This window comes from Thermus altitudinis (assembly GCF_022760835.1).
GTDB lineage: Bacteria > Deinococcota > Deinococci > Deinococcales > Thermaceae > Thermus > Thermus altitudinis.
The window spans coordinates 1-24,166 of sequence record NZ_JAKTNQ010000020.1; the positions used below are offsets into that span (position 1 = coordinate 1).

Genomic DNA, 24,166 nt, shown 5'->3' on the forward strand with positions numbered 1-24,166 from the left:
CTAAAATGCAAGCGGAGTCGGTCCCCCAGTCTCAGATGTATTGACCGATTACATCTTCTTGACGCTTCCCCGGGCCTCCTGCTATAGTGCCTAGTGCGGTCGGTCCGCGGTAGCTCAGCTGGTAGAGCGGCCGGCTGTTAACCGGTTGGTCGCAGGTTCGAGTCCTGCCCGCGGAGCCAGCATCAGGAGCCGCAAAGCCCCGCCCCCGCAAGGGGGCGGGGAAGCTTTTGGTACTGCAACCGTACTGCAACCCACGCTAACCCCCTAGGCTTTGGCGCGGTTAGTGCCCGTGAGATCCGCCAGGGAAAGGGCATATTCCCGCCGCTCCTCGGGGAGGATATGGCGGTATTGCGTCAGGGTGAAAGCGGGGGTGGCGTGGCCTAGCTTCTCGCTCACCACCTCCACCGGCACCCCTTTGCGGAGGAGGAGGGTCGCATGGGTGTGGCGGAGGTCGTGCCCGCGGAGCCAGGTGGGGGCCTTCGGGCCCCCTGGGTCTTTTTTTGGGGAGTAAGAGAGGGTATAATCATCCCTCGTGCGGCCTGCCGGGCCCGGAAAGGAGGTGTGAATGCGCAAGTACGAGGTGAACATCATCCTGAGCCCCAACCTGGACCAGACCCAGCTCGCCCTGGAGAAGGAGATCATCGGCAAGGCCCTCGAGGCCTTCGGTGCTCGGGTGGAGAAGGTGGAGGAATGGGGTGTACGCCGCCTGGCCTACCCCATCGCCAAGGACACCCAGGGCTACTTCCTCTGGTACCAGGTGGAGATGCCCGAAGACCGGGTGAACCACCTAGCCCGGGAGCTTCGCCTGCGCGACAACGTGCGCCGAGTCATGGTGGTGAAGGCCCAGGAACCCCTGCTGGCCAAAGCGTAAACTGTTCCCATGGCAAGAGGCCTGAACCGCGTATTTCTCATCGGGACCCTTACCGCCCGTCCAGACATGCGTTATACCCCGGGGGGCATGGCCATTTTGGACCTAAGCCTCGCGGGCCAGGATACCCTGTGGGATGCCTCTGGGGAAAAGGAGGTGTCCTGGTACCACCGGGTGCGCCTTTTAGGGCGGCAGGCGGAGATGTGGGGGGACGTCCTGGAAAGGGGCCAGCTGGTCTTCGTGGAGGGGCGGCTGGAGTACCGGCAGTGGGAGCGGGATGGGGAGAGGCGGAGCGAGCTCCAGATCCGGGCGGACTTCATCGATCCCCTGGAGGCCCGAGGGCGGGAAACCGTGGAGGATGCCCGGGGCCAGCCTAGGCTCCGCCACGCCCTCAACCAGGTGATCCTCATGGGCAACCTCACCCGCGATCCCGATCTGCGCTACACCCCCCAGGGGACGGCGGTGGTCCGGCTGGGCCTGGCGGTGAACGAGCGCCGCCCTGGCCAGGGGCCGGAAGGGGAAAAGACCCACTTTATAGAGGTTCAGGCCTGGCGCGACCTGGCCGAGTGGGCCTCCGAGCTCAAGCGGGGTGAGGGGCTTTTGGTGATCGGCCGTTTGGTGAACGACTCCTGGACCAGCTCCACCGGGGAGAGGCGCTTCCAGACCCGTGTGGAAGCCCTCAGGTTGGAGCGACCCACCCGTGGGCCTGAAAGAGCCGGCGGAAGCAGGCCCCAAGAGCCAGGGCGCTCTGTCCAGACGGGTGGGGTGGACATTGACGAAGGATTGGAAGACTTCCCGCCGGAGGAGGATTTGCCGTTTTGAGCACGAAGAACGTTAAACCCAAGAAGGAGACGCAGAAGCGTCCTTCCAGGAAGGCCAAGGTCAAGGCCAGCCTGGGGGAGTTTGACCTGAAGGACTACCGCAACGTAGAGGTGCTGAAGCGGTTCCTGTCGGAGACGGGGAAGATCCTTCCCCGCCGCCGCACGGGGCTCACCGCCAAGGAGCAGCGCATCCTGGCCCGCACCATCAAGCGGGCGAGGATTTTGGGGCTTCTTCCCTTCACGGAGAAGCTGGTGCGCAAATAGGGGGTGGACATGAAGGTCATCCTGCTTGAACCCCTGGAGAACCTGGGCGATGTGGGCCAGGTGGTGAACGTGAAGCCCGGCTACGCCAAGAACTACCTCCTGCCCCGGGGCCTGGCGGTCTTGGCCACGGAGAGCAACCTGAAGGCCCTGGAGGCCAAGATCCGCGCCCAGGCCAAGCGCCTGGCGGAGAGGAAGGCGGAGGCGGAGCGTCTTAAGGAGATCCTGGAAAACCTCACCCTCACCATCCCGGTGCGGGCGGGGGAGACCAAGATCTACGGCTCCGTGACCGCCAAGGACATCGCCGAGGCCCTTTCCCGCCAGCACGGCATCACCATTGATCCCAAGCGCCTGGTGTTGGAAAGGCCCATCAAGGAGCTGGGGGAGTACGTCCTCACCTACAAGCCCCACCCCGAGGTGCCGATAGCCTTGAAGGTGAGCGTGGTGGCCCAGTAGGGGCCATGGGTCCGGCAGGCTGCGGGGACCCCTGGACAGTCGGGGGTCCTTAAGCTTTTCCTATGCGGCGCGTGCTGATCACGGGAGCGGGTAGCGGCATCGGTCTGGCCACGGCCCGGCTTTTGGCGGCCAAGGGCTTTCGGGTCTATGGCGGGGTGCGCAAATCCCAGGATGCCGAGGCCCTGCGCGCCCTGGGGGTGGTGCCCCTCCTCCTGGACGTAACCCAGGAGGAAAGCCTTTTGCAGGCCCGAAGGCTTCTGGAAGGGGAGGGGTTGGAGGGTTTGGTGGCCAATGCGGGGATTGCGGTGGCGGGGCCACTGGAGCTTGTTCCCCTTTCCGCTTTCCGTCAGGTCCTGGAGGTGAACCTTCTGGGCGCTTTCGCCACGGTGAAGGGCTTCTTGCCCCTTCTCCGCCAAAGCCGGGGGCGGGTGGTGCTCATGGGCTCCGTGTCCGGCCTGGTGGCCCTGCCCCTGGCAGGCCCCTATGCCGCCACCAAGTTCGCCCTCGAGGCCCTGGCGGATGCCCTGAGGGTGGAGCTCCTTCCCTTTGGGGTGAGGGTGGTCTTGGTGGAACCGGGGCCCGTGGCCACCCCTATCTGGGAACGCTCGGAACGCTGGGCGGCCGCCTACTTGGAGCCCCCTCCTCCCGGTACGGAAGGGGTGTATGGCCGCTACCTGGAGGTGGCCCGCAAGATGGCTAGGGCCAGCGCCAAAAGGGGCCTACCCCCGGAAAGGGTGGCGGAGGTGGTGCTGAAAGCCCTCCTGGACCCAAGGCCCAGGGCCCGCTACCTGGTGGCCCCTAAGGGGTGGCGGACCCTTCTTCTCCGCCACCTTCCCGAAGCCTTACGGGACAAGCTCCTGGCCCGCTTTCTGGCCTAGGCCAGCTCCAGGGCCACGAGAAAGACCAGACGCCCTTCCTGCCGCTTCAGGATGCCCTCGAGGCTCCGCACGGGAAGGTGCCTGCGGAAAACTGCCAGCACCTCATCCATGAGCTTTTCCGCTAGCCCTGGGTCCAAGGCCTCGGGCTCAAGCTCCAAGAGCATCTCCAGCCGTGTTTCCCGGTTCATGGCCCTAGCCTAGGCCCCTCTTGTCAGGGCCTGGTCAAGGGGGGGCCCAAGAGCCCGGAAAGGCCCTTCCCTAGGCCTTTGGGGACGCTAGGGGAACGGCAGAGGAAAAACGGGGGGTAAGGGGGCCCACTTTGTGGGGGCTTTTCCCTGGCGTATGCTTAGGGACGTGGAGTTTCTGGTGGAGGACCTAGGCCTGGTGCCTTACGGGGAGGCCTGGGCGTACCAGAAGGGGGTGCACGGCCAGGTGGTGCGGGGCGAGCGCCCCCCCACCCTGCTCCTTTTGGAGCATCCCCGGGTCGTCACCCTGGGGCGGAAGGCCACGGGGGAGAACCTCCTTTTCCCCGAAAGCTGGTACCGGGAGAACGGTTTTGAGCTCTACTGGGTGGAACGGGGTGGGGACGTCACCTATCATGGGCCGGGGCAGCTGGTGGGCTACCCCATCTTCCCCGTGGGCCGGGAGGTGCGCCGCTTCCTGCGCCAGATAGAAGAGGCCGTGGTAAGGGTGGCGGCCTCCTATGGCCTAAAGGCCTACCCCACCCCGGGGTACGCCGGGGTCTGGGTGGGGGAGGAGAAGCTTTGCGCCATCGGGGTGGCGGTGAAGGAAGGGGTGGGTTTCCACGGCTTCGCCCTTAACGTGAACACCGACTTGAACGACTTCTCCGTCATCATCCCCTGTGGGCTTAAGGGGAAAGGGGTCACCTCCTTGGAGCGGCTTTTAGGCCGCAAGATTCCCATGCAGGAGGTGAAGGGCAGGGTGGTGCAGGCCTTCGCCGAGGTTTTCGGAATGGAGCCCCGCCTAAAGGAGGACCATCGTGAAGCCCAAGTTTGAAACCGTGGAGCTCATAGCCCCCACCGGGGAGGTGGTGGAGCTCAAGGTGGTGAAGCACGGCCTGGCCCAGACCCGGCCGGAGCCCGTGGACCGGCACAAGCCCGCCTGGCTCCGGGCCACCCTGCCCACGGGGGCCAAGTACCAGGCCCTGAAGGCCACGGTGGCGGAGCTCAAGCTCCACACCGTCTGCCAGGAGGCCCTTTGCCCCAACGTGGGGGAGTGCTGGAGCCATGGCACCCTCACGGTGATGATCCTGGGGGGCATCTGCACCCGGGCCTGCAAGTTCTGCGCGGTGGACACAGGGAATCCTAAGGGCCTCATAGACCCGGAGGAGCCCCGTAGGGTGGCCGAGGCCATCGCCCGGCTTCATATCCGCTACGTGGTCCTCACCAGCGTGGACCGGGACGACCTTCCCGATGGTGGGGCGGCCCACTTCGCCGCCACCATCCGGGCCATCAAGGAGAAGGCTCCCGGGGTCTTGGTGGAGGCCCTTACCCCTGACTTCCAGGGGGACCTAAAGGCGGTGGAGACGGTTTTGGATGCGGGCCCCGAGGTCTACGCCCAGAACCTGGAGACCGTGCGCCGCCTCACCCCCAAGGTGCGGGACCCCCGGGCGGGCTACGACCAGACCCTTAAGGTCCTGGCCCACGCCAAGCGTTACCGCCCCGGGGTCCTCACCAAGAGCAGCCTCATGCTGGGCCTGGGGGAGACGGAGGAGGAGATCCTCGAGGCCATGCGGGACCTGAGGGAGGCGGGGGTGGATATCCTCACCCTGGGCCAGTACCTGCGCCCCACCCCGGCCCACCTGCCCGTGGAGCGGTACGTGCCCCCGGAGGACTTCCAGCGCTACGAGGCCTGGGGGTACGGGCTGGGCTTTAAGGAGGTCTTCGCCGGGCCTTTGGTGCGGAGCTCCTACCGGGCAGATCGGGTCTTCTTGGAGGCTTCCCAAAGGTAGAGTGGCCCTGCACCTGGTAGGCTAAGGCCATGGCGGGAAGCCGCACCACCTCCCTTTTCCTCCTGGACCTTTTGGCCCTCCTCCTGTTTGCCGGGGCTGGGCTGCTTTCCCATGGCCAACCCATAACCTTTGGGGGCCTGGCGCGAAACGTGCTGCCCGTGCTTTTCGTCTGGCTTCTCCTTTCCCCCTTCCTGGGCACTTACCGTAAGCCCACCTGGCAAAACCTCCTCCTCACCTGGGCCTTGGCCTTTCCCGCAGGGCTGTGGCTTAGGCAGATGGTCCTGGGCCTGGGGTTTGGGGTGGGGTTTTTCGTCTTCCTGGGCGTGGCCATGGCCTTTAGCCTCCTTTTCCTCCTCCTCTTCCGGGGCCTCGCCAAGCTCCAGAGGCTCTGGTAAAAAGGGGACATGGAAGAGAAGGTGGCCTTCCTCGGCCTCGGGGCCATGGGCTACCCCATGGCCGCCCATTTGGCCAAGCGGTTTCCCACCCTGGTCTGGAACCGCACCTTTGCCAAGGCCCTAAGGCACCAGGAGGATTTTGGCTCCCAGGCCGTGCCCCTGGAAGGGGTGGCGGAGGCTAGGGTGGTCTTCACCTGCCTGCCCACCACCAAGGAGGTGACGGAGGTGGCGGAGGCCCTTTGGCCCCACCTGAGGCCCGGCACCTACTGGGTGGACGCCACCAGCGGGGAGCCTGAGGGAAGCCGCAAGCTGGCGGAGCGCCTTCGGGAAAAGGGGGTGGTCTACCTGGACGCCCCGGTTTCCGGGGGGACCATCGGGGCGGAAAAGGGCACTCTCACGGTGATGATGGGGGGGCCCCTCGAGGCGGTGGAGAGGGTGAGGCCCTACCTGGCCTACGCCGCCAAGGTGGTCCACGTGGGGCCCGTGGGGGCGGGGCATGCGGTGAAGGCCATCAACAACGCCCTTTTGGCGGTGAACCTCTGGGCGGCGGGGGAAGGACTCCTCGCCTTGGTGCGGCAAGGGGTTTCCGCGGAGAAGGCCCTCGAGGTGATCAATGCCTCCAGTGGCCGCTCCAACGCCACGGAGAACCTGATCCCCCAAAGGGTCCTCACGCGCGCCTTCCCCAAGACCTTTGCCTTGGGCCTGTTGGTGAAGGATCTGGGCATCGCCATGGGGGTTTTGGATGGGGAGAAGGCCCCAAGTCTCCTTCTCCGCCTCACCCGGGAGGTGTACGAGATGGCCAAGAGGGAGCTGGGCCCGGAGGCCGACCACGTGGAGGCCCTGAAGCTTCTGGAGCGCTGGGGCGGGGTGGAGATCCGCTAAGGATGAGGGAAGGCCTAGAGGCCGCCTGGCCCATCGCTTTGGGCTATTTCCCCGTGGCCGTGGCCTTTGGCGCCCTGGGTGCCCAGGCGGGGCTTGGCTACCTCTGGATCCAGCTCACCTCCCTCCTGGTCTTCGCCGGGGCCAGCCAGTTTGCCCTGTTGGGGCTTCTGGCCCAAGGGGTGCCGCCCCTTTTGGCGGCCACCTTGGGCCTTCTCCTCAACCTGCGCCATGCCTTCTACGGCCCAGCCCTCCGGCCCTACCTGAAAGGGGGTCCCTTGGAAGCCTTTTTCCTCACGGATGAGGTCTTCGCCTTGGCCCTAAAAGCCCTTCCCGGCCTCCTTCCGGAAGAGAGGCGGGGCTACTTCCTGGGCCTGGGCTTGGGGGCCTACCTCTCCTGGAACCTGGGCACCGCCCTCGGGGCCCTGGGGGCCAAGGGGCTTTTGGCCTGGCCGGTCCTAGGGGAGGCCCTTTCCTTTGCCCTTCCGGCCCTCTTTCTCCTCTTGGCCCTGCCCCACCTCAGGAACCCTCTGGCCCTCCTGGCGGGCGGGGCGGCCCTGGCCTTGCACCTCCTGGGCCAGACGGCCTGGGGCCTTTTCTTGGCTGGGGTCATCGGGCTTTTTGGGGGGAGGAGGCCATGACCCTGGCCCTCCTTCTCCTGGCCTTGGGCACCTTTCTCCTCCGCCTCCTGCCCTGGCGGGGGGAGGGAAGCCTACGGGCCGGCCAGGCGGGGCCGGCCCTGGTGGTGGCCCTTTTCCTGGTCTCCGCCTTTAGCCCACCCCCTTCCCCGGAGTGGCTCCGCACCGGCCTGGCCCTTTTGGGCACCTACCTGGGGGCGCGGCTTACGGGAAACCTGGGCCTGGCCGTGTTCCTGGGGGTGGGGCTTTACGGGCTTCTGGGCCTCCTCTAGCGGTTGAGGATGTGGATGGCCTGCTTATGCAAGGCCTCTGCCGCCTCCATGAGGCCTTCGGAGAGGGTGGGGTGGGGGTGGACCGTAAGGCCCAGGTCGGAGACCGTGGCCCCCATCTCCAGGGCCAAGGTGGCCTCGGCGATGAGCTCTCCCGCCTGGGGCCCCACCATGAAGACCCCCAGGAGGAGGTCGGTTTCCGCGTCCCCCACCACCTTGATGAGGCCCTCGGCGCTTCCCAGGGTGAGGGCCCGGCCGCTGGCGGCAAGGGGAAACCTCCCCACCTTCACCTTGTACCCCGCCTTCCCCGCCTCCTCCTCCGTAAGCCCCACCCCGGCCCACTCGGGGCCGGTGTAGACCACGCTGGGCACCTGGTAGTCAAAGAGGGCGTTTTTCCCGGCGGCGTTTTCTGCGGCCACCAGGCCCTCCTTCATGGCCTTGTGGGCGAGAAGGGGAGGCCTGGCCACATCCCCGATGGCGTAGACCCCGGGGGCCGAGGTCTCCTGGCGGGCGTTCACCTGGATGAAGCCCCGCTCGTCCACCCTCACCCCGGCCTTCTCCAGGCCTAGGCCCTCGGTGCGGGGCTTGCGGCCCACCGCCACCAGGATCTTGTCCACCACGATCTCCTCTTGCTTTCCCCCTTGGGCGGGCTCCAGGAGAACGCGGAGGCCATCCCCCTTTTTCTCGTAGCCCAGCGCCTTGGTGCCCGTGCGCACCCTAATCCCTTCCTTCTCCAGGGCCTTGCGCAGAAGGGCGGCGGTTTCCCGGTCCCCTGCCGGGAGGATCTCGGGCATGTACTCAATGAGGGTTACCTCCGAACCCAGGCGGTGGTAGATCTGGCCCAGTTCCAACCCCACCGCCCCGCCCCCGATCACCAAGAGGCGCTGGGGAATGCCCTCTTCTACCCGTAGGGCCCGGGTGGAGTCCCAGACGTCCTCGCCGAAGGGGAAACCCTTTAAGGGCATGGGCTCGCTTCCCGTGGCGATGATGAGGCTTTTGGCCCCGTAGGTTTCCCCGTTTACCTCTATCTCCTTGGGGCCCTTGAAGCGGGCGAAGCCCCGCAAAAGCTCCACCTTGTTGCCCTTTAGGAGCCCAGCCACCCCCCCGGTGAGCTTCCTCACCACCCCATCCCGCCAGGCGCCAAGCTTTTTGAAGTCCAGCTCGGGCTTGGCCTTTAGGCCGAAGCCCTCGGCCGCCTTCAGGTGGTGGAGGGTTTCTGCCGCGTGGAGCAGGGCCTTGGTGGGAATGCACCCCACGTTCAGGCACACGCCCCCCACCTCGGCGGCCTCCACCGCCAGAACCTTAAGCCCCAGTTGCGCCCCCCGGATGGCGGCGTGGTAGCCGCCGGGCCCGGTGCCGATCACGATGAGGTCGTAGGTCTTCATGGGGTCCATCCTACATTTCCAGAAGGAGGAGGTCGGGGTTTTCCAATAGCCGGATCACCTCCCGGGTGAAGGAGGCGGCCTCGGCCCCGTCCACCAGGCGGTGGTCAAAGGAGAGGGAGAGATACATGATGTCCCGGGCCTGGATGGAGCCATCCGGCATCACCCAGGGCCGCTTCCGGATGGAGTGCACCCCCAGGATGGCGGCCTCGGGAACGTTGATGATGGGGAAGCTCATGAGGGCCCCCACCGAGCCGATGTTGGTCACGGTGAAGGTGGAGCCCGTGACCTCCTCGGGGGAAAGCTTCCCCTCCCGGGCCTTGGCGGAAAGCTCGGCGATCTCCTGGGCAAGTTCCAGGATATTCTTCCGGTCCACATCCCGCACCACGGGCACCACAAGCCCCCTTTCCGTGGCCACCGCCAGGCCCAGGTGGTAGTAGCGCTTGTAGACGATCTCCTGCCTTTCTTCGTCCAGGCTGGTGTTCAGCATGGGGTACTTCTTCAAGGCCCGCACCACCGCCTTGAAGATGAAGGGCAGGTAGGTGAGCTTTACCCCCTGGCGCTCGGCCTCGGGCTTCAGCCGTTCCCTAAGGGCCACCAGCTCCGTGAGGTCGGCCTCGTCCACGTTCAGGGTGCGCACCGTGTAGAGGTGGCTTTGCCAAAGCCCCTGGGCGATGGTGCGGCGGATGCCCCTTAAGGGAATGCGCTCCTCCAGCCCCTCGTAGCCCTTGGGAGAGGTGTAACGGGGCGGGGGAGGGAAGCCCAAGGGAAGGGGTGCTGGGGCCTCCCTGGGGGCTTCCGGCGGGGGTGCGGCCTGGGCCTTAAGCCTCTCCGCATAGGCCCGTACGTCCTCCACCCGGATGCGGCCCATGGGGCCCGAGCCCGGGATGGCCTCGAGGGGAATCCCCAGCTCCCGGGCCAGCTTTCTGGCGGCGGGTACCGCCAGGATGCGGCCTGGGCCTGGCCCCTCCTTGGGGGCTTCCCTTTGGGCCTCGAGGAAGGGGTTCTTCACCGCCACCTGGGTGGTGTCCGGCTTGAAGAGGGAGAGGTCCTCCTTTTCCTCCTTGGGGGGGAGACCGGGCTCCACGAGGGAGCGCTCTTCCACCGCTTGTACCGGCGGAGCCTCCGGTTCCTTTACCCCGGCCACCGCCTCCCCGGGCTCCGCCAGGAGGGCGATGGGGGCATGGACCTTGACCACCTCCCCCTCCTTGGCCAGCTTCTTCAGGAGCACCCCTTCATAGGGGGAGGGGAGCTCCACCGTGACCTTGTCGGTCATCACCTCCACGAAGGGCTGGTCCTTTTTGAGGTAGTCCCCTTCCTCCACCAGCCACTTCAGGATCTCGCCTTCCACCACGCTTTCCGCCAGTTCGGGCATGAGGATTTCCTTGGGCATAGGCCTCCTTACAGATCTAAGAGCTTAAGAAGCCCCTCCCCGGGTTAGGTTTTGGGCCTCCGCCATTTCCCGTAAAACCCCCGCCAGGGTACCCAGCCCAAGGGGATGGGGGCGGGGGAGGGAAAGGGGGTGTTCCCGGCCTCCTCTGTTCCAGGTAGGGCGGAGGGGGCTTCCCGTCCGGCGCACCACCCGGTACCCCAGGCGGGACAAGGGTGTGGTCCGATCCTCCCCATGGGGATCCCGGGAAAGTTTCATGGAGCGCGAACCTCCTCCCGGACGAGGCGCAAGCGGAGGCCCCTGGGGGTTTCTCCTTCGGGGTAGGGGCAGGGCACCGCGTCCCGCACCATCTCCCTAAGCTCCTCCCAGGTTTCTCCCTGGGCGAAGATGGCTTCCGTCTTCCGCTTCCTCCACCAGAAAAATGGGTTCCTTGGGCATATCAGTAGTCTAACGCCCGCTTGGCGGCCTTGAGGATGCGGGTGACGGTGGGCAGGTACAGCTTGTCCTGGGCGTAGGGATAGGGGGTGTCAAAGCCCGCCACCCGGATGGGAGGGGCCAGGAGCATGTCCAGGATGTCCTCGGCGATGGTGGCCGCCACCTCGCTGAGGAAGCTGGCGTGCCGGGGGGCATCGGATACCAGCACCGCCCTTCCCGTCTTGGCTACGGAGTTCATCACCGCCTCGTAGTCCCAGGGCATGAGGGTGCGGAGGTCCAAAACCTCGGCGGAAACCCCTGCCTTCTCCAGCTCCTCCGCCGCCTGGAGCACCTCGGGCATGACCGTGCCGTAGCCGATGAGGGTGAGGTCCTTCCCCTCCCGCCGGATGGCGGCCTTGCCGATGGGCAAGGTGTAGTCCTCCTCGGGCACCTCCTCCTTCACCGAGCGGTAAAGCCTCTTGGGCTCCAGGAAGACCACGGGGTCCTCGTCGCGGATGGCCGCCTTTAGGAGGCCCTTGGCGTCGTAGGGGGTGGAAACCGCCACCACCTTGAGCCCAGCGGTGTGCACGAAGTGGGCCTCGGGGCTTTGCGAGTGGTGGTGCCCGCCCTTGACCCCACCCCCAGAGGGCATGCGCACCACCAAGGGCGCGGTGAACTGCCCGCCGGAACGGTAACGGAGCTTGGCCACCTGGCTTACCAGCTGGTCAAAGCCGGGGAAGATGTAGTCGGCGAACTGGATCTCCGCCACCGGCCTTAAACCGTGGGCGGCCATGCCCAGGGCCGCCCCCACGATGGCGGCCTCGGAAAGGGGGGTATCCATGACCCGGTCGGGGCCGTACTTCTTTAGGAGGCCTTCCGTTACCAGGAAGACCCCGCCCCTTTTGCCCACATCCTCCCCCAGGACCACCACCTTGGGGTCCAAGGCCATCTCCTCATCCAGGGCCCGGTTCAGGGCCTGCACCATGGTCATGAGGGCCATGGGGACCTCCTTAGAGCTCTTCCCTGAGAAGGGCTTCCTGGCGCTTGAGGTGCCAGGGCTTTTCCGAGAAGACGTCCTCAAACATCCATTCCGGCGGTACCGGTCCCGCCTCCTCCGCTTCCTTTAGGGCCTTTTCCTGCTCGGCGCGGATGGCCTCTTGGAGTTCCTCTTCCCACTCCAGGTTCCAAAGGCCCCGCTCCTCCAGGAAGCGCCGGAAGCGCAGGATGGGGTCCCGCTTCCGCCAGGCCTCCACCTCTTCCCGGGGGCGGTAGCGGCTGTCGTCGTCCGCGGAGGAGTGGGGGCCGTAGCGGTAGACCCTGAGCTCCACCAGACTGGGGCCCTCCCCCATGCGGGCCCGCTCCACCGCCTCCTTGACCACGTAGTAGGCGGCCAGAACGTCCATGCCATCCACCAGATATCCGGGAATGCCAAAGGCATGGGCCTTGTCGGCGATGGTGGGGCTATGGGTCTGGCGGCTATAGTCCACGCTGATGGCGTAAAAGTTGTTCTCGGCGATGAAAACGGCAGGGGCCCCCTGTACGGCGGCGAAGTTGATGCCCGCATACCAGTCCCCCTCGCTGGTGGCCCCGTCCCCAAAGGTGCAGACCGCCACCTGGCCCGTGCCTAGGAGCTTCATGCTGATGGCCGCTCCGGCGGCGGGGGGCACGTGGGAGGCGATGGGGCTGGCCACGGTGAAGTAGTTGAGGGCCTTGGAGCCCGGATGTTCCGGCATCTGGCGGCCCTTGTTGGGGTCAGCCCGGGTGGCCAGCATCTGGCCGAAGATCTCCTTCAGGGGCAGGCCCAAGGCCAAGGCCAGGCCGTGGTCTCGGTAGTAGGGGAAGACCCAGTCCAAGCCCTTCCGGATGGCGTGGGCGATGGCCACCTGGGCGGCCTCGTGCCCGGCCGAAGGGGCGATGAAGCTGGTTTTGCCGGTGCGAATGAGGATGGTGTAGCGCTCGTCCAGCATCCGGGCCGCCAGCATGTCCCGATATAGGCGGCGTAGCTTCTCCTCGTCCAAGTCCAAGGGGAAATCCCCCAGCCACTCCCCCTTTTCCCCTATGAGCCTTATGGGCTCGGGGGTGAAGGGCTGAAACCGGTGGGTATCCTTTACCATAAACCCTCCTTTTCCCGCGCTTTTGGCGCTCCTGGAGCCTGCCCTGGGTAAGGGCCTAAGGCTCCTCTATCGGGGTGGGTGAGGTCCCACTTTCCCTTCGCCTTTGAGTATACCCTGGCCTTAGGATGGAGGCGTGCGGCTTAGGGTGGTGGCGGTGGGCAAACCCAGGCTGGCCTACGCCCGGCTGGGGGTGGAGGAGTATGCGCACCGCATCCGAAGGTATGCCCCCCTCGAGGTCCAGTTCGTCAAGGAGGCCAAGGACCTCCTGCCCCAGGCGGAGGGCCACCGCAGGGTGGTTCTGGACGAGAGGGGGAGGCTTTTCACCACGGAGGGGCTTTTGCAGGAACTGAGGCGCTTTGAGGGAGAGCGGGTGGCCTTCCTGGTGGGGGGTGCCGAGGGCTACCCGGAAGGGGTACGGGAGCGGGCCCACCTCCTCCTTTCCCTCTCCCCCCTCACCTTGCAGCACGAGCTGGCCCTTCTGGTCCTCATGGAACAGCTATACCGGATCCTTACCCTGAGGGCGGGGCATCCCTACCACCGGCCATGACCTACGAGGCCTTTGTGGACCTGGTGGAAAGGCTCTGGGCGGAGATCCCCGAGGCCTTCAAGCGGGAGCTTCAGGGGGTGCATGTCCTGCCCCAGGCCAAGCCGGAGCCGGGGCTAAGGGGAGTCTGGCGGCTGGGGGAGTATCTGGACCCCGGCCCTCCCTCGGCCTTCCGCGGCTTTGAAGGGCTTGGGCGGCATATTGCCCTCTACTACGGTTCCTTTCAGAAGGTGGCGGGGCCGGGGTTTGACTGGGAAGGGGAGGTCTGGGAAACCCTTCTCCACGAGCTAAGGCACCACCTGGAGTCCCTGGCGGGCCGGGACGAGCTGGTCCAGGAAGACCTTAGGCGCCTGGCCGAGTTTCGCCGGGGTGGGAGGGGGTAGGGGGCAAGGAGGCCTCCTGTAGGGGCCGGCGCTGGGCAAAACCCCCGGCCAAAGGGTGGTAGTGGGCCACCTCGGGCTCGCCCTCCTGCCAGCAGAGGAACACCACCTCGCCCCCAATCCGGGCGGGGAAGTCCACCAGGCCCCGGTCCAGGTCCTTGAGGAAGACGCCTAAGGAGGCCAGATAGCGGGCGTCCGCTTCCAAGGAGCCCAGGAGGAAGCGCACCTCCTCCTCCAGGTTCCTGCGCTCCAGCCCCCGGGCCTGGGGAAGCCGGGCCTGGGCTTCCTGGAGCTCCTTGCGGTTCTCGCGCATCTGGGCCAGGATCCGCCGGATTTCAGGAAGCAGGGTGTCGGCCTCCTCCTTGGTGAAGATGCGGGCGAACATACCTGACCCTATCCTAGCACAACCATTTAGGAAAATCTAAGCCTAGGATACTCAAGTAGGGAAGCCCAGGAGGGCCACATCCCCGGCCCCCACCTTTACCCCTCCCACCAGGAGGCTCCCGTCGGGGAGCACCGCTTCCGCTACGCCTTCCACCAGGCCCCTTGCGGTCTGGACCTGCACCCTCTGGCCCAGGGTGTAGGAGGCCTGCCGGTAAAGGGCTAGAAGGGCCTCCGGGTTCTCCAGAAGGGGGAGGAGGCCTTCCAGGTGGAGGAGAAAGCCCGAGAGCACTTCCCGTCGGGAGGCGGGGGAGAACTCCCGCAAAGCGGCGGCCCCCTCGGGGGCCCATTCCACGTTCACCCCCACGCCCAGGAGGACGTAGGCCACCTCTTCTCCCTCCGCCTTGGCCTCCAGGAGCACCCCGGCTAGCTTCCTGCCATCGGGAGCGAGGAGGTCGTTGGGCCACTTAAGCCCCCCCACCCCCACCGCCCGCCATAGGGCCAAGCCGGCCACAAGGGGGAGAAGCCCCAGGGTGGAAAGGGGCAGGGCCGGGCGCAGGAGCAGGGAAAAGGTAAGGCTTTCCCCTGGGCGGCTTTCCCAGGGCCTTCCCCGCCTTCCCCGGCCCCTTTCCTGGACCTCGGCCAGGACCAGGGCCCCCTCCGCCACGCCCTCCTCCGCCCAGGCCCGGAGCACATCCTGGGTGCTTCCCACCCGGCCCAGATACCGGTAGGGCCGGCCCAGCCGCCCCAAGGGATGGAAGAGGTGGGGCAGGGGGGTGCCGGGCCGGATGCGGTAGCCCTGGCGGTGCACCTCCACGGGGAACCCCTCGGCAAGAAGCCTTCTCGCCTCCTTGGAAACCGCCTGGCGGCTCACCCCTAGGCGCCGGGCCAAGGCCTCGCCCCTTTGGTACTCTTCGGTGAGCAGGGGCAAAAGGCCAGGCATCAGGCCAGTTCCACCTGGGAAAGATCCCCCAGGATCAGCCGGTGGGCCCGGGGGAGGCCATTCCGGCTTCGCACCTGGGCTCCCACCCCCAGGAGGCTTTCCTGGAGGCGCAGGCTCACGTCCTCCAGGAGGGCGTGGTCCTCGAGGATGGAGTACTCCACCTCGGAGCGCACCACCTTGGCCCCCGGCCCCAAGGAGGTGAAGGGGCCGATGTAGGCCCCGTCCACCACCGCACCCTCCCCGATAAAGGCGGGGCCGATCACCGTGCTCCCCACCACCTTAGCCCCCTTTTCCACCACCACCCGCCCCGTGATTTGGCTTTCCGCCACCTCGCCCTCTATGCGGGCCTCCAGCTCCTCCAGAAGGAGGCGGTTGGCGTCCAGGAGGTCCTGGGGGCGGCCGGTGTCCTTCCACCAGCCCTCCACCTCCACCCCCACCACCCTCTTCCCCCGGTCGATGAGGCCTTGGATGGCGTCGGTGATCTCGTACTCCCCTCGGGCTGAAGGCTTTAGCTCCCCGATGACCTCCAGGACCTCCGGGGTGAAGACATACACCCCGGCCACCGCCAGGTCCGAGGGAGGCTCCTTGGGCTTTTCCAGAAGGCGCACGATCCTTTCCCCTTCCAAAACCGCCACCCCGAACTGGCTGGGGTTTTCCACCCGTACCAGGGCGATCACCGCGCTCACCCCTGGGGTGAAGGCCTGGAGGAAGCGGGCGATCCCCTTTTGGAAGAGGTTATCCCCCAGGTAAAGGACGAAGGGGCTTTGGCCTAGGAAGTCCCGGGCCACGGCCACCGCATGGGCCAGGCCCTGGGGCTCCTCTTGCAGGATGTACCATACCCGGTAGCCCGAAAGGGCTTCCCGGATGTCCTTTTCCGTTTCCGGGGAGACCACCACCCCGATCTCCTCAATGCCCGCTTGGAGCAGGTTCTCCAGGCCGTAGTGGAGGATGGGCCTTCCCGCCACCCGGATCACCGGCTTGGGCCTCGTGTGGGTGAGGGGACGAAGCCTCGTACCCCGTCCGGCAGCCAGTACAAGTCCTTTCACGCTGGGGAGTATACCCCTTAAAATGGACTAAGGGATGCCTAAAGCCTCCATCCGTGCGGCTTACGCCTACGACCGCCTGCGGGCCTACCCCCCCGAGGTGGCGGGCCGCATCGCCACCGCCATGGGGAATGCCCTAGGGGTGCGGGGGGAGGAGGCGGTGCTCCTGGAGCTTGGGGTGGGCACGGGGCGCATTGCCCTGCCCCTCATCGCCCGGGGTTACCCCTACATCGCCTTGGACCAGGACCCGGCCATGCTGGAGGTCTTCCGCCAGAAGGCCGCCGGGGTGATGCGCAAGGTGCGCCTCCTCGAGGCGGATGCCCGGGCCATTCCCCTGCCCGATGAGAGCGTGCACGGGGTGATCGTGGTCCACCTCTGGCACCTCCTCCCCGACTGGCCCAAGGCCCTGGCGGAGGCCCTGAGGGTGCTGAAGCCGGGGGGGGTGCTCCTGGAGGGCTGGGACGAAATGGAGGCGGAAGAGGAGCGCGGGATCCAGGAAAGGTGGCGCTCCTTGGTGGAGGCGGAGGGGGTGAGGGTGGAGCGGGGCCTACACAAAAGGCGGCTTCAGGAGGTGGAGGAAGCCCTAAGGCGCCTGGGACTAAAGCCCAAGGCCCGGGAGGTGGTGCGCTGGCGGGAGGCGCGCACCCTGCGCCAGGCCCTGGAGGCCCTGGAGGAAAGGCTTTACTCCTTCACCCAGCTGGTTCCCGAGGAGGTGCACCAGGGCATCATGCCCCGGCTCTGGGCCTGGGCCGAAGGGGAGTTCGGCGACCTGGACCGCCCCTTTACCCTGGAAAGGAGCTTTACCCTGCGCGCCACCCGGATGGCCTAGCCCTGCCCCCGGGGTGCCTGGGAGGCCTCAAATCTTAAGTTGTTGCTTAAGGGCCTTGCCTTTCTGGCCCCGTATGCTGAAAGGATGAAGGCCATCCGGATCCCCACACCCAAGGAGGGCCTGGTGAACATCACCCGTCAGGTGGAGGAGGCTTTGGCCGGGCATAGCGGCCTGGTCTACCTCTTCGTTCCCCACACCACCTGCGCCCTTACCGTGCAGGAGGGAGCAGACCCCGATGTGGCCCACGACCTCTTGGCCCGCCTCGAGGAGCTTGCCCCCAGGGTCCACCCCAAGGACCGGCATGGGGAGGGGAACTCCCACGCCCACCTGAAAAGCCTCCTCACCGGGGTCCACCTCCTCCTTCCCGCGGAAGGGGGGAGGCTTAGGCTCGGCCGGTGGCAACAGGTGTTCCTGGCGGAGTTTGACGGGCCCAGGATGCGGGAGGTTTGGGTGCGGCTCCTCTAGACCCAGCGCACCTCCTGCACGCTTCTCACGCCCCTTAGGGCCTGGGCCAGGGCTTCCCGTTCCCCATCCTGCACGATGAGGCGGAGGCGGATGCGGGCCATGGGGCCGAGAATCCGCGTCTCCGAGCCTAGGGCGCTTTTGCCGGCTTCGGCCACCACCTGCATCACGTCCCTCAGGAGGCCGGTGCGGTCCTGGGCCAGGACCTCGAGGGTGGCCACCTTGCCCCCCACCCCCTCCCAGTAGGCCCCGAGGACCCGGTCGGCCTCCGGTCCCTGGAGGATGCGGCGCAGGTTGGGGCAGTCCGCCCGGTGGACGGTGACCCCCCGGCCCCGGGTGACGAAGCCCAGGATGGCGTCCCCCTTCATGGGCTCGCAGCAGGAGGCCAGGCGGATGGGGGCCTGGAGGTCCTGCTCCAGGCGGATCCCCCATTCGTTCTTGGGGATGGCCTTGGGTTTTTCCGGTTTCAGGAGGGCCTTGGGGTAAAGCTTCTCCGCCACCTGTTTGGGGGTGATGCGGTTCAGGGCCAAGGCCAGGTAAAGCTCCTCGGGGGAGGGGGCGATGCCCAGCTTTTTGGCGGCCTCCTCCAGCTGGCTGTCGCTGGGCTTGGGGAGGCCGCGGCGCTTCAGGTAGCGCTCCAAGAGGTTCTGTCCCCGCTCCAAGGTTTCCTGGCGCTCCTGGGTGCGGAAGTATTGGCGGATCTTGCTCTTGGCGCTACGGGTCTTGGCGAACTCCAGCCAGTCCTTGGAGGGGTGGGCGCTTTTGCTGGTGAGGATCTCCACGATCTCCCCGTTTTGTAGCTCGTAGGAGAGGGGAACGATCCGCCCGTTCACCTTGGCCCCCACCATGTGGTGGCCCACCTCGGTGTGGATGTGGTAGGCGAAGTCCACGGGGGTGGCCCCCTTGGGCAGGTTGATGATCCGCCCCTTGGGGGTGAAGACGAAGACCCTGCCCCCCAGGAGGTCCCGGGTTACCGCCTCCACGAACTCCCGGGAACTGCTGAACTCCTGCTGCCACTCCTGGATGCTTTTCAGCCAGGAAACCCGCCTCTTCAGCTCCTCGGGATCGGTGAGGCCTTCCTTGTAGAGCCAGTGGGCGGCGATCCCGTACTCGGCCACGCGGTGCATCTTTTGGGTGCGGATCTGCACCTCCAAGGGGAGCCCCTCCAGGGCGATAACCGTGGTGTGAAGGGACTGGTAGCCGTTGGGCTTGGGCACGGCGATGTAGTCCTTAACCCGTCCCGGGATGGGCTGCCAAAGGGCGTGGACCAGGCCCAGGACGTGGTAGCAGACCTGCTTTTCCCTTAAGGCCCTACCCTCCTCCGTGGGGGCGGGCTTGGGGTCCAGGATCACCCGCACCGCCAGGAGGTCGTAGATCTGCTCCAGGGCCTTCCCCTCCCGCTCCATCTTCTTCCAGATGGAGTAGAGGTGCTTGGGCCGGCCCGTGACCTCAAAGCCTTGCAGCTGGGCCTGGAGGAGCTCGTCCTTGCGCAAGGTTTCCTCCAGGGCGGCCATGGCCTTCTGGACGATGCGCTCCCGGGCCTCCTGGGTTTCCTGGATGCGGGAGAGAAGGGCGTGGTAGGCCTCGGGGTGGAGGTAGCGGAAGGAGAGGTCCTCCAGCTCCCATTTCAGCTGCCCCATCCCCAGGCGGTGGGCCAGGGGGGCGTAGATCTCCAAGGTTTCCTGGGCGATGCGCCTTTGCTTCTCGGGGGGCATGTGCTCCAGGGTGCGTAGGTTGTGGAGGCGGTCCGCCAGCTTCACGATGATGATGCGCACGTCCTCCGCCATGGCGATGAACATCTGGCGGAGGTCCTCGGCCCGTTTCTCCTCCCCCTCGAGGTTGGCCAGCTTGTAGAGCTTGCTGACCTTGGTCTCCCCCTCCACCAGCTTGCGCACCCCGGGGCCAAAGCGCCTTTCCAGCTCCTCGGGGGCCACCCCGCAGTCCTCCAGGGTGTCGTGGAGGAGGCCTGCGGCCACGGTGTCCGCATCCATGCGCAAGGAGGCCAGGATCTCCGCCACCGCCACCGGGTGGGTGATGTAGGGCTCCCCGCTCTTTCGCAGCTGGCCCCGGTGGGCCTCCTCGGCGAAGAGGTAGGCCTCCCGCACCTTTTCCCGTTCCCCCGCTGGGAGGTAGTCTAGAAGTGGTTCAAGCCTTTCCCAAAGGGCCGAAGCGGTTACCACTATTCTTCAGTGTAGCACCCTCAGGAGGCGAGCTCCAGGAGGAAGGCGGAAAGGCTGGACCTTTCCAGCAAGGCCACCAGGGTGCGGCTTTTGCGCGGGGCCAGGACCAGGGCCTTCTCCCCCAGGAGGATGGCCGCAGGCCCCCGGGTCTGGCCCAGGCTTTTATCCAGCTGGTCCAGGGCCCGGACTAAGGCCTCCAGGGGTTCCCTGGGCAAGGGCAAGGCCTCCCCCAGGTAGCCCAGCACCTCCACCCCGGGAAGGCGCAAGGGGGAGAGGTCATCCTGGCCTTCGGCTGGGGATGCCTCCTTCCTTAGGGGGCTTGCCTGGGTGGGGGCCCGGCCTTGGTCAAAGACCCCCAGGAGGGCCTCCAGGTCCTCGCCCCTAATCTCCTGGAGCACAGCCTTGGCGGCTTCCCGCTCCCTTTCCAGCTCCCGGAGAAGGGCCTCCGCCTGGCCCAGGGTCTTCTCCACCTGGAGGAGGCCTTGGGGTCCTAGGCGGGGAAGCTTTTCCTGGGCGCTTTTCAGCACCGGAAGAAGAGCCTTCAGGCGGCGGCTGGTCTCGCTTTGGAAGCCTTCCACGCGGGCGTAGCTTTGGAAGAAGGCGGTGAGGCGGGTGGTGAGCTCCTCCCGCTTGGCCTCCATCCGCCGCTTTAAGGCCTCCAGGGCCCGGGTGATGGGGGTGGGGTCGGGGAGGGGTTTGCCCTTTTCCTCGGCGATGGCCCGCAAGACCCCCTCTCCTCCGAAGCCGCGGAAGCGTTCCGCCAGGGCCTGGAGGCGGCCCAGTTCCAAAAGGGCCTCCTGCCGGGCTTGGGCCTTGGCCTCCTCCAGCTTGGCCCTGAGGTCTTCCACATCGGGAAGGCCTCCCTGGGCCAAAAGCGCTTCCGCCTGGGCCACCTTCTCCCCCAGGCCCAGGGCCAGGGCCTGGGGTTTTAGAGCCTCCAGGGCCTTTTGTGCCTCCTCTAGCTTGGCCCTTAGGGCGGCCTCCTCCCCTTGGGCCTTGAGGAGCTCGGCGTACCGGGCCCGCACCTCGGGAAGCCTTTGGGGAAGGGCCTCCGGGGGGAGCGCCTGCAGTTCTTCCAGAAGCGGGAGGAAGGCCTCACCCTTCTCCTTTAGCTCCTCCACCAGGGCCTCTTTCTCCTGGAGGAGGCGCTTCTCCTCCTCCGCCTTGCGCCGAGCCTCCGCCTCCAGGCGCCTAAGCTCCCCCTCCAGGGGCAGGAGGTCGGGGTAGCCGCCCTCCTCCAGGGTTTCCTCCGCCAGCTGCAGGGCCCGTTGCAGGGGGAGCTTGGCCTCCTCGGGAAGGGAAAGGAGGCGCAGGGCCTCCTCCAGCTGGATCAGCCGGGCCCGCTTTTTCGCCCGCAGGTTTCTCTCGGCCTCCTGGAAGGCTTCCTCCAGGGCCTTTAGCTTCTCCCCCACGGGGGTGCCCGCATCCAATAGGGCCTGGACCTCGGCGAGGAGGGGGCTTACCGTGGCCCTTTCCACCAGGGGCGCATAACGGCTCAGGAGTTCCTCCAGCCTGCGCTTCTCCTCCTCCACCTCCAGGGCCAGGATCCGCTGGCTGGCCTCCTGGGATAGGGCCTCGAGGTCCACAATGAGCTCCCCTTCCAGCTGGGAGGCTTCCTCCACGGTGAGGAAAACGTCGGTGGGGTGGGAGGAAGGGGTTTCCGGGGGGGTCTCCTGGGTTTCAAAGACGATCTCCGGCAGGGTGGGGGCCTTGACGGCGCTGGACTCCAGGAACTTCCGCAGCTCCAGGGCCAGGCTCCGGGCCCGCTCCACCTCCGCCTGGGCCAGGATCCCCTCCCCCTGGGCCTGGCGAAGGGTTTCCACCAGGCTCTCCAGCCGCCGCACCTTGGGCCCTCCCAGATGGCGCACCCTTTCCAGGGCTTCCTCCAGGTGGGCCAGGTCCTGGGCCTGGCGCAGGAGGGCCTCCTCCCACCTCTCCTCCAGGGCCTCTAAGAGCTCCTCCCCCTCCGCCAAAAGCCCGGGGTCCGGGGCCTGGCGCAGGCGGTTGACCAAGGCCCGTAGCCGGGCCACCTCCGGCCAGTCCACGTAAAGCCCAAAGCGCTTCAAGCCCTGTTCCAGTTTGGCCAGCCTAGTCCCTTGGCCTTCTATCTGGGCCAGCACCCCCTCCACCAACCGCCTGGCCTCCTCCGGGCGCATACGGGCCTGGAGCTCGCGGTACACCAAGCCCTTCAAGAGGTGGGCCCCATCCGCCGGGGTGAGCTCGGAAGGCCGTTTGCCCAGGCGCTTTAGCCCCTCCGCCAACACTGTCTCGGCCCGGGCGCCCAGGTGGGGATGGATGGCCTTTAGGAGGGTTCCGTACACGTCCGCCATCCTTACGCTCCCTTCTCCAGCCTAAGGGGTTCGCCGAAGTAGAGCTTCTGGTGGGGGTAGGGGATCTCTATGCCCTCCCGGTCCAGGCGGTTTTTGATGCGGCGGCGGAACTCCCGGGCCACGGCCCACTGCTCCGCGGGCTTGGTGCTAAAGAGGACCCGGATGACCACGGCGCTTTGGTCCAGGTTCTGCACCCCCAGGACCTCAGGGGGCTCGGTGAAACGGTCCTGCCACTCTGGGTCTTGGTGGAAGCGGACCACCTCGTCCCGGAAGACCTCCAGAACCCGGTCCAGATCCTCCTTGTAGGCTACGCCCACGTCCACCACCGCCCGGCTCCACTCCTGGGTGAGGACCGTCACCTGGCGCACCTCGGAGTTGGGGATGAAGTGGACCCGGCCCTCCAGGTCGCGGAGCACGGTGATCCGCAGGTTAAAGCGCTCCACCCGTCCTCCTAGCCCGCCGATCTGGACGATGTCCCCCACCCCATACTGATCCTCCAAGAGGATGAAAAACCCGTTAATAAAGTCCCGGACCAGGTTCTGGGCGGCGAAGCTCACCGCTAGGCCCACCACCCCGGCCCCCGCCAGGAGGGCGGTGACGTTGAAGCCCAGGTTGGAAAGCAGGAAGAGCCCCCCCAGGACCAGGACGGTGATCCTAAGCACCGACTCCGCCACCACCCTCAGGGTTTTGCGCCGCACCGTTTCCCGGGTCAGCTCCCCTTCGGCCTCAGGAAGCTGGGCCAGAAGGAGGGGGATGAGCCGGTAGGCGGCAAAGGTGAGGCCCGCCACCGCCAAAATGGCCAAGCCCCGGCTTCCCAGCCACCCCACCAGGGCCTTCCCCCAAGAAGCCAAGGGCTCTAAGGGCCAGGAAAGGGTATGGGCCAGGTAGCTTAGGGCCAGCAGGACCACCACCCCCCACCAAAGGAAACCCAGGGCCTGGAAGAAGCGGTCATCCCGCCCCGTGGGGGTTAGGCGCCCTAAGGCGTTTAAGGCCTTGGCCCCATAGCGGCCCAAAAGCCAGGCCAGGAGGAGGGCCAGGGCTAGGTGTAGGGCCACCATGTGGGGAGTATATCCCAAGGGTATATTGGGGGCATGGGAGGACACGTACCGGAGCCCACCTTTACCCTCGAGGGCTGGCATATCCTCCACGACTTCCGCCACCTGGACTACCCCGCCTGGTTCTCCGCCTCAGAGGAGGAGAGGCGGACCGCCTGGGCGGAGCTTTTAGGGATCCTGAAGGAGTGGGAGGCGGTGGAGGCGGAAGGGAAGGGGTCCTTTGGCGTGTACCAGGTGGTCACCCACAAGGCCGACCTCCTCTTCCTGAACCTCAGGGAGGATTTGGAGGCCCTTTTGCAGGTGGAGGCCAGGCTCAACCGGAGCCTTTTCGCCCATTACCTAAGCCCCGCCTACGGGTTTTACTCGGTGGTGGAGCTGGGAAGCCAAACCGGCCCCCTGGACCCCGAGGCCCCTTACGTCAAACCCCGGCTCACCCCCAGGGTGCCCAAGGAGGGGTATGTCTGCTTTTACCCCATGAACAAAAGGCGAGAGGGGCAGGACAACTGGTACCTGCTCCCCGCCAAGGAGCGGGCCGAGCTCATGAAGGCCCACGGGGAAACGGGGCGCAAGTACCAGGGGAAGGTCCTGCAGGTGATCAGCGGCAGCCAGGGCCTGGACGACTGGGAATGGGGGGTGGACCTCTTCAGCCAAGACCCCATCCAGTTCAAGAAGATCGTGTACGAGATGCGCTTTGATGAGGTCTCCGCCCGCTTTGGGGAGTTTGGGCCCTTCTACGTGGGCCAGTACCTTTCCCCGGAGGCCCTGGCCCGGTTTTTAGGGGTGGAGTGATGCCGGTCCTCTGGTCCATGGGGCTTTTCCGGGTGTTGCCGGAGTTTCGCCGCCTGGAGGCCGAGGTGCAGGAGCACCTGAAGGAGGAGTTCGCGGAGCTTTTGCTCCGCTGGCAAGAACGGGAAGGGTTCCTGGCCGTCTACAGCCTGGTGGGCCTTTCCACTGAGGCCGATTTCCTCCTTTGGCAAGGGGCCTCCCATCCTAAGGCCCTCCAGGCCTTAAGGCGGGAGCTAAACCGCACCCGGCTCATGGGGTTTGTAGAGCCCGTGGCCCTTTACCTGGACCGAGGCGAAGGGGAGCCGGGGGACGGCTTTTTGGCCCTTTTCCCCTTTGGCCTGGAGGGAACCCCGCCCGCAGGGGTGAAGGTCTTCCAGGGGGAAAACCTCCTGGCCCTGGAGGGGTCCTTTGAGGCCCTTTTCCCCCGGGTCCTGCGGGAGGGCGGTTACCTGGCCGCCCGCCGCATCCCCAGGGAAGCCTTGGATGAGGTTTAGGG

The 24,166-nt window shown here is 66.5% G+C and carries 29 protein-coding genes, 1 tRNA gene and 1 pseudogene; 18 read left to right on the forward strand and 13 right to left on the reverse strand.

Annotation, left to right across the window (positions count from 1 at the left end):
- Positions 1–103: 103 nt before the first annotated feature.
- A tRNA-Asn gene (locus tag L0D16_RS08060) sits at positions 104–179 on the forward strand.
- 85 nt (positions 180–264) lie between these two features.
- Here L0D16_RS08060 and L0D16_RS12670 read toward each other — a convergent pair.
- Positions 265–465 (reverse strand): annotated as a pseudogene (locus L0D16_RS12670) (tyrosine-type recombinase/integrase); the annotation flags it as partial.
- Positions 466–565: 100 nt separating this feature from the next.
- Between L0D16_RS12670 and rpsF the strand changes: the two are divergent.
- The 5 genes from rpsF (at position 566) to L0D16_RS08090 (ending at position 3,284) form a co-directional block, all read left to right on the forward strand.
- Entirely contained in the window at positions 566–871 is a 306-nt protein-coding gene (rpsF, locus tag L0D16_RS08070; protein WP_243031167.1) for a 30S ribosomal protein S6, read from the forward strand.
- 9 nt (positions 872–880) lie between these two features.
- Entirely contained in the window at positions 881–1,690 is an 810-nt protein-coding gene (ssb, locus tag L0D16_RS08075) for a single-stranded DNA-binding protein (protein ID WP_243031169.1), read from the forward strand.
- Positions 1,687–1,953, forward strand: coding sequence for a 30S ribosomal protein S18 (gene rpsR, locus L0D16_RS08080; RefSeq protein ID WP_243031189.1), 267 nt, complete (start codon positions 1,687–1,689; stop codon positions 1,951–1,953). Before ssb ends, rpsR begins: the two co-directional genes overlap by 4 nt.
- 9 nt (positions 1,954–1,962) lie before the next feature.
- Positions 1,963–2,406 (forward strand): 50S ribosomal protein L9, encoded by a 444-nt coding sequence (rplI, locus tag L0D16_RS08085; protein WP_243031191.1) that lies wholly within the window; start codon positions 1,963–1,965, stop codon positions 2,404–2,406.
- Positions 2,407–2,468: 62 nt separating this feature from the next.
- The gene (locus L0D16_RS08090; RefSeq protein WP_243031193.1) at positions 2,469–3,284 is read left to right on the forward strand and encodes an SDR family oxidoreductase; all 816 of its coding nucleotides are present in this window, start codon (positions 2,469–2,471) and stop codon (positions 3,282–3,284) included.
- Here the strand turns inward: L0D16_RS08090 and L0D16_RS08095 are convergent.
- Positions 3,281–3,472 (reverse strand): hypothetical protein, encoded by a 192-nt coding sequence (locus tag L0D16_RS08095; RefSeq protein WP_243031206.1) that lies wholly within the window; start codon positions 3,470–3,472, stop codon positions 3,281–3,283. The two genes, L0D16_RS08090 and L0D16_RS08095, sit on opposite strands and share 4 nt — an antisense overlap.
- Positions 3,473–3,638: 166 nt before the next feature.
- Between L0D16_RS08095 and lipB the strand changes: the two genes are divergently transcribed.
- The 6 genes from lipB to L0D16_RS08125 are packed head-to-tail and all read left to right on the forward strand — an operon-like array spanning position 3,639 to position 7,440.
- Complete coding sequence (gene lipB, locus L0D16_RS08100) at positions 3,639–4,301, forward strand: lipoyl(octanoyl) transferase LipB (RefSeq protein WP_243031300.1); 663 nt, start codon at positions 3,639–3,641, stop codon at positions 4,299–4,301.
- Entirely contained in the window at positions 4,285–5,256 is a 972-nt protein-coding gene (lipA, locus tag L0D16_RS08105) for a lipoyl synthase (protein WP_243031208.1), read from the forward strand. Before lipB ends, lipA begins: the two co-directional genes overlap by 17 nt.
- Before the next feature lie 29 nt (positions 5,257–5,285).
- Positions 5,286–5,651 (forward strand): DUF3054 domain-containing protein, encoded by a 366-nt coding sequence (locus L0D16_RS08110; RefSeq protein ID WP_243031210.1) that lies wholly within the window; start codon positions 5,286–5,288, stop codon positions 5,649–5,651.
- A gap of 9 nt (positions 5,652–5,660) precedes the next feature.
- The gene (locus tag L0D16_RS08115) at positions 5,661–6,533 is read left to right on the forward strand and encodes an NAD(P)-dependent oxidoreductase (RefSeq protein ID WP_243031212.1); all 873 of its coding nucleotides are present in this window, start codon (positions 5,661–5,663) and stop codon (positions 6,531–6,533) included.
- 2 nt (positions 6,534–6,535) lie between these two features.
- Positions 6,536–7,171: an AzlC family ABC transporter permease gene (locus L0D16_RS08120; RefSeq protein ID WP_243031216.1), complete on the forward strand. Its 636-nt coding sequence runs from the start codon at positions 6,536–6,538 to the stop codon at positions 7,169–7,171.
- Positions 7,168–7,440 (forward strand): branched-chain amino acid transport, encoded by a 273-nt coding sequence (locus L0D16_RS08125; RefSeq protein WP_243031218.1) that lies wholly within the window; start codon positions 7,168–7,170, stop codon positions 7,438–7,440. The genes L0D16_RS08120 and L0D16_RS08125 overlap by 4 nt, the downstream gene beginning before the upstream one ends.
- Here the strand turns inward: L0D16_RS08125 and lpdA are convergent.
- From lpdA to L0D16_RS08150, 5 genes are all read right to left on the reverse strand, one after another.
- Entirely contained in the window at positions 7,437–8,822 is a 1,386-nt protein-coding gene (gene lpdA, locus L0D16_RS08130; RefSeq protein WP_243031221.1) for a dihydrolipoyl dehydrogenase, read from the reverse strand. The two genes, L0D16_RS08125 and lpdA, sit on opposite strands and share 4 nt — an antisense overlap.
- 10 nt (positions 8,823–8,832) lie before the next feature.
- Positions 8,833–10,212, reverse strand: a complete 1,380-nt coding sequence (locus L0D16_RS08135) for a dihydrolipoamide acetyltransferase family protein (RefSeq protein ID WP_243031224.1) — start codon at positions 10,210–10,212, stop codon at positions 8,833–8,835.
- Between the two features lie 24 nt (positions 10,213–10,236).
- Positions 10,237–10,467 (reverse strand): hypothetical protein, encoded by a 231-nt coding sequence (locus L0D16_RS08140; RefSeq protein ID WP_243031227.1) that lies wholly within the window; start codon positions 10,465–10,467, stop codon positions 10,237–10,239.
- A gap of 181 nt (positions 10,468–10,648) precedes the next feature.
- Positions 10,649–11,623, reverse strand: coding sequence for an alpha-ketoacid dehydrogenase subunit beta (locus L0D16_RS08145; protein WP_243031230.1), 975 nt, complete (start codon positions 11,621–11,623; stop codon positions 10,649–10,651).
- Between the two features lie 10 nt (positions 11,624–11,633).
- Positions 11,634–12,737 (reverse strand): thiamine pyrophosphate-dependent dehydrogenase E1 component subunit alpha, encoded by a 1,104-nt coding sequence (locus tag L0D16_RS08150; RefSeq protein WP_243031231.1) that lies wholly within the window; start codon positions 12,735–12,737, stop codon positions 11,634–11,636.
- Positions 12,738–12,870: 133 nt separating this feature from the next.
- On the opposite strand from L0D16_RS08150, the gene L0D16_RS08155 reads away from it, so the two are divergent.
- Together L0D16_RS08155 and L0D16_RS08160 are read left to right on the forward strand one after the other, a co-directional pair.
- Positions 12,871–13,284, forward strand: coding sequence for a 23S rRNA (pseudouridine(1915)-N(3))-methyltransferase RlmH (locus tag L0D16_RS08155; protein WP_243031234.1), 414 nt, complete (start codon positions 12,871–12,873; stop codon positions 13,282–13,284).
- Positions 13,281–13,664 carry a metallopeptidase family protein gene (locus L0D16_RS08160; protein WP_243028256.1) on the forward strand — a complete coding sequence of 128 codons (384 nt, stop codon included), beginning with the start codon at positions 13,281–13,283 and terminating at the stop codon, positions 13,662–13,664. Before L0D16_RS08155 ends, L0D16_RS08160 begins: the two co-directional genes overlap by 4 nt.
- Here L0D16_RS08160 and L0D16_RS08165 read toward each other — a convergent pair.
- Genes L0D16_RS08165 through L0D16_RS08175 form a run of 3 tightly spaced genes read right to left on the reverse strand, consistent with a single transcriptional unit; the run spans position 13,624 to position 16,031 of the window.
- Entirely contained in the window at positions 13,624–14,046 is a 423-nt protein-coding gene (locus L0D16_RS08165; RefSeq protein WP_243031242.1) for a DUF2203 domain-containing protein, read from the reverse strand. The two genes, L0D16_RS08160 and L0D16_RS08165, sit on opposite strands and share 41 nt — an antisense overlap.
- Positions 14,047–14,097: 51 nt before the next feature.
- Complete coding sequence (locus L0D16_RS08170) at positions 14,098–14,985, reverse strand: biotin--[acetyl-CoA-carboxylase] ligase (RefSeq protein WP_243031257.1); 888 nt, start codon at positions 14,983–14,985, stop codon at positions 14,098–14,100.
- Positions 14,985–16,031 carry a glucose-1-phosphate thymidylyltransferase gene (locus L0D16_RS08175; protein WP_243031260.1) on the reverse strand — a complete coding sequence of 349 codons (1,047 nt, stop codon included), beginning with the start codon at positions 16,029–16,031 and terminating at the stop codon, positions 14,985–14,987. Before L0D16_RS08175 ends, L0D16_RS08170 begins: the two co-directional genes overlap by 1 nt.
- 34 nt (positions 16,032–16,065) lie before the next feature.
- On the opposite strand from L0D16_RS08175, the gene L0D16_RS08180 reads away from it, so the two are divergent.
- Entirely contained in the window at positions 16,066–16,857 is a 792-nt protein-coding gene (locus tag L0D16_RS08180; protein ID WP_243031262.1) for a class I SAM-dependent methyltransferase, read from the forward strand.
- A gap of 84 nt (positions 16,858–16,941) precedes the next feature.
- Entirely contained in the window at positions 16,942–17,322 is a 381-nt protein-coding gene (locus L0D16_RS08185; RefSeq protein ID WP_243031263.1) for a secondary thiamine-phosphate synthase enzyme YjbQ, read from the forward strand.
- On the opposite strand, the gene L0D16_RS08190 is transcribed toward L0D16_RS08185, so the two are convergent.
- From L0D16_RS08190 to L0D16_RS08200, 3 genes are read right to left on the reverse strand one after another with little or no spacing between them, the layout of a single operon-like run.
- On the reverse strand, positions 17,319–19,499 hold the full coding sequence (locus L0D16_RS08190) for a RelA/SpoT family protein (protein ID WP_243031265.1): 2,181 nt from the start codon (positions 19,497–19,499) through the stop codon (positions 17,319–17,321). The two genes, L0D16_RS08185 and L0D16_RS08190, sit on opposite strands and share 4 nt — an antisense overlap.
- Before the next feature lie 20 nt (positions 19,500–19,519).
- A complete protein-coding gene (locus tag L0D16_RS08195; protein ID WP_243031266.1) occupies positions 19,520–21,829 on the reverse strand; it encodes a coiled-coil domain-containing protein in 2,310 nt (769 codons plus the stop codon).
- A 2-nt stretch (positions 21,830–21,831) separates the two neighbouring features.
- Positions 21,832–22,887, reverse strand: coding sequence for a mechanosensitive ion channel family protein (locus tag L0D16_RS08200; protein WP_243031267.1), 1,056 nt, complete (start codon positions 22,885–22,887; stop codon positions 21,832–21,834).
- A 33-nt stretch (positions 22,888–22,920) separates the two neighbouring features.
- On the opposite strand from L0D16_RS08200, the gene hemQ reads away from it, so the two are divergent.
- Complete coding sequence (gene hemQ / locus L0D16_RS08205; protein ID WP_243031269.1) at positions 22,921–23,673, forward strand: hydrogen peroxide-dependent heme synthase; 753 nt, start codon at positions 22,921–22,923, stop codon at positions 23,671–23,673.
- Positions 23,673–24,164 (forward strand): chlorite dismutase family protein, encoded by a 492-nt coding sequence (locus L0D16_RS12425; protein WP_279231271.1) that lies wholly within the window; start codon positions 23,673–23,675, stop codon positions 24,162–24,164. Before hemQ ends, L0D16_RS12425 begins: the two co-directional genes overlap by 1 nt.
- Positions 24,165–24,166 lie beyond the last annotated feature (2 nt).

What these genes read in the sequence shown, in the direction of transcription:
- rpsF (WP_243031167.1), top strand. Translation starts at nt 566, where the DNA reads ATGCGCAAGTACGAGGTGAACATCATCCTGAGCCCCAACCTGGACCAG.
- ssb (WP_243031169.1), top strand. Translation starts at nt 881, where the DNA reads ATGGCAAGAGGCCTGAACCGCGTATTTCTCATCGGGACCCTTACCGCC.
- rplI (WP_243031191.1), top strand. Translation starts at nt 1,963, where the DNA reads ATGAAGGTCATCCTGCTTGAACCCCTGGAGAACCTGGGCGATGTGGGC.
- L0D16_RS08090 (WP_243031193.1), top strand. Translation starts at nt 2,469, where the DNA reads ATGCGGCGCGTGCTGATCACGGGAGCGGGTAGCGGCATCGGTCTGGCC.
- L0D16_RS08095 (WP_243031206.1), bottom strand. Translation starts at nt 3,472, where the DNA reads ATGAACCGGGAAACACGGCTGGAGATGCTCTTGGAGCTTGAGCCCGAG.
- L0D16_RS08110 (WP_243031210.1), top strand. Translation starts at nt 5,286, where the DNA reads ATGGCGGGAAGCCGCACCACCTCCCTTTTCCTCCTGGACCTTTTGGCC.
- L0D16_RS08115 (WP_243031212.1), top strand. Translation starts at nt 5,661, where the DNA reads ATGGAAGAGAAGGTGGCCTTCCTCGGCCTCGGGGCCATGGGCTACCCC.
- L0D16_RS08120 (WP_243031216.1), top strand. Translation starts at nt 6,536, where the DNA reads ATGAGGGAAGGCCTAGAGGCCGCCTGGCCCATCGCTTTGGGCTATTTC.
- L0D16_RS08125 (WP_243031218.1), top strand. Translation starts at nt 7,168, where the DNA reads ATGACCCTGGCCCTCCTTCTCCTGGCCTTGGGCACCTTTCTCCTCCGC.
- lpdA (WP_243031221.1), bottom strand. Translation starts at nt 8,822, where the DNA reads ATGAAGACCTACGACCTCATCGTGATCGGCACCGGGCCCGGCGGCTAC.
- L0D16_RS08135 (WP_243031224.1), bottom strand. Translation starts at nt 10,212, where the DNA reads ATGCCCAAGGAAATCCTCATGCCCGAACTGGCGGAAAGCGTGGTGGAA.
- L0D16_RS08140 (WP_243031227.1), bottom strand. Translation starts at nt 10,467, where the DNA reads ATGAAACTTTCCCGGGATCCCCATGGGGAGGATCGGACCACACCCTTG.
- L0D16_RS08145 (WP_243031230.1), bottom strand. Translation starts at nt 11,623, where the DNA reads ATGGCCCTCATGACCATGGTGCAGGCCCTGAACCGGGCCCTGGATGAG.
- L0D16_RS08150 (WP_243031231.1), bottom strand. Translation starts at nt 12,737, where the DNA reads ATGGTAAAGGATACCCACCGGTTTCAGCCCTTCACCCCCGAGCCCATA.
- L0D16_RS08160 (WP_243028256.1), top strand. Translation starts at nt 13,281, where the DNA reads ATGACCTACGAGGCCTTTGTGGACCTGGTGGAAAGGCTCTGGGCGGAG.
- L0D16_RS08165 (WP_243031242.1), bottom strand. Translation starts at nt 14,046, where the DNA reads ATGTTCGCCCGCATCTTCACCAAGGAGGAGGCCGACACCCTGCTTCCT.
- L0D16_RS08170 (WP_243031257.1), bottom strand. Translation starts at nt 14,985, where the DNA reads ATGCCTGGCCTTTTGCCCCTGCTCACCGAAGAGTACCAAAGGGGCGAG.
- L0D16_RS08180 (WP_243031262.1), top strand. Translation starts at nt 16,066, where the DNA reads ATGCCTAAAGCCTCCATCCGTGCGGCTTACGCCTACGACCGCCTGCGG.
- L0D16_RS08185 (WP_243031263.1), top strand. Translation starts at nt 16,942, where the DNA reads ATGAAGGCCATCCGGATCCCCACACCCAAGGAGGGCCTGGTGAACATC.
- L0D16_RS08195 (WP_243031266.1), bottom strand. Translation starts at nt 21,829, where the DNA reads ATGGCGGACGTGTACGGAACCCTCCTAAAGGCCATCCATCCCCACCTG.
- L0D16_RS08200 (WP_243031267.1), bottom strand. Translation starts at nt 22,887, where the DNA reads ATGGTGGCCCTACACCTAGCCCTGGCCCTCCTCCTGGCCTGGCTTTTG.
- hemQ (WP_243031269.1), top strand. Translation starts at nt 22,921, where the DNA reads ATGGGAGGACACGTACCGGAGCCCACCTTTACCCTCGAGGGCTGGCAT.
- L0D16_RS12425 (WP_279231271.1), top strand. Translation starts at nt 23,673, where the DNA reads ATGCCGGTCCTCTGGTCCATGGGGCTTTTCCGGGTGTTGCCGGAGTTT.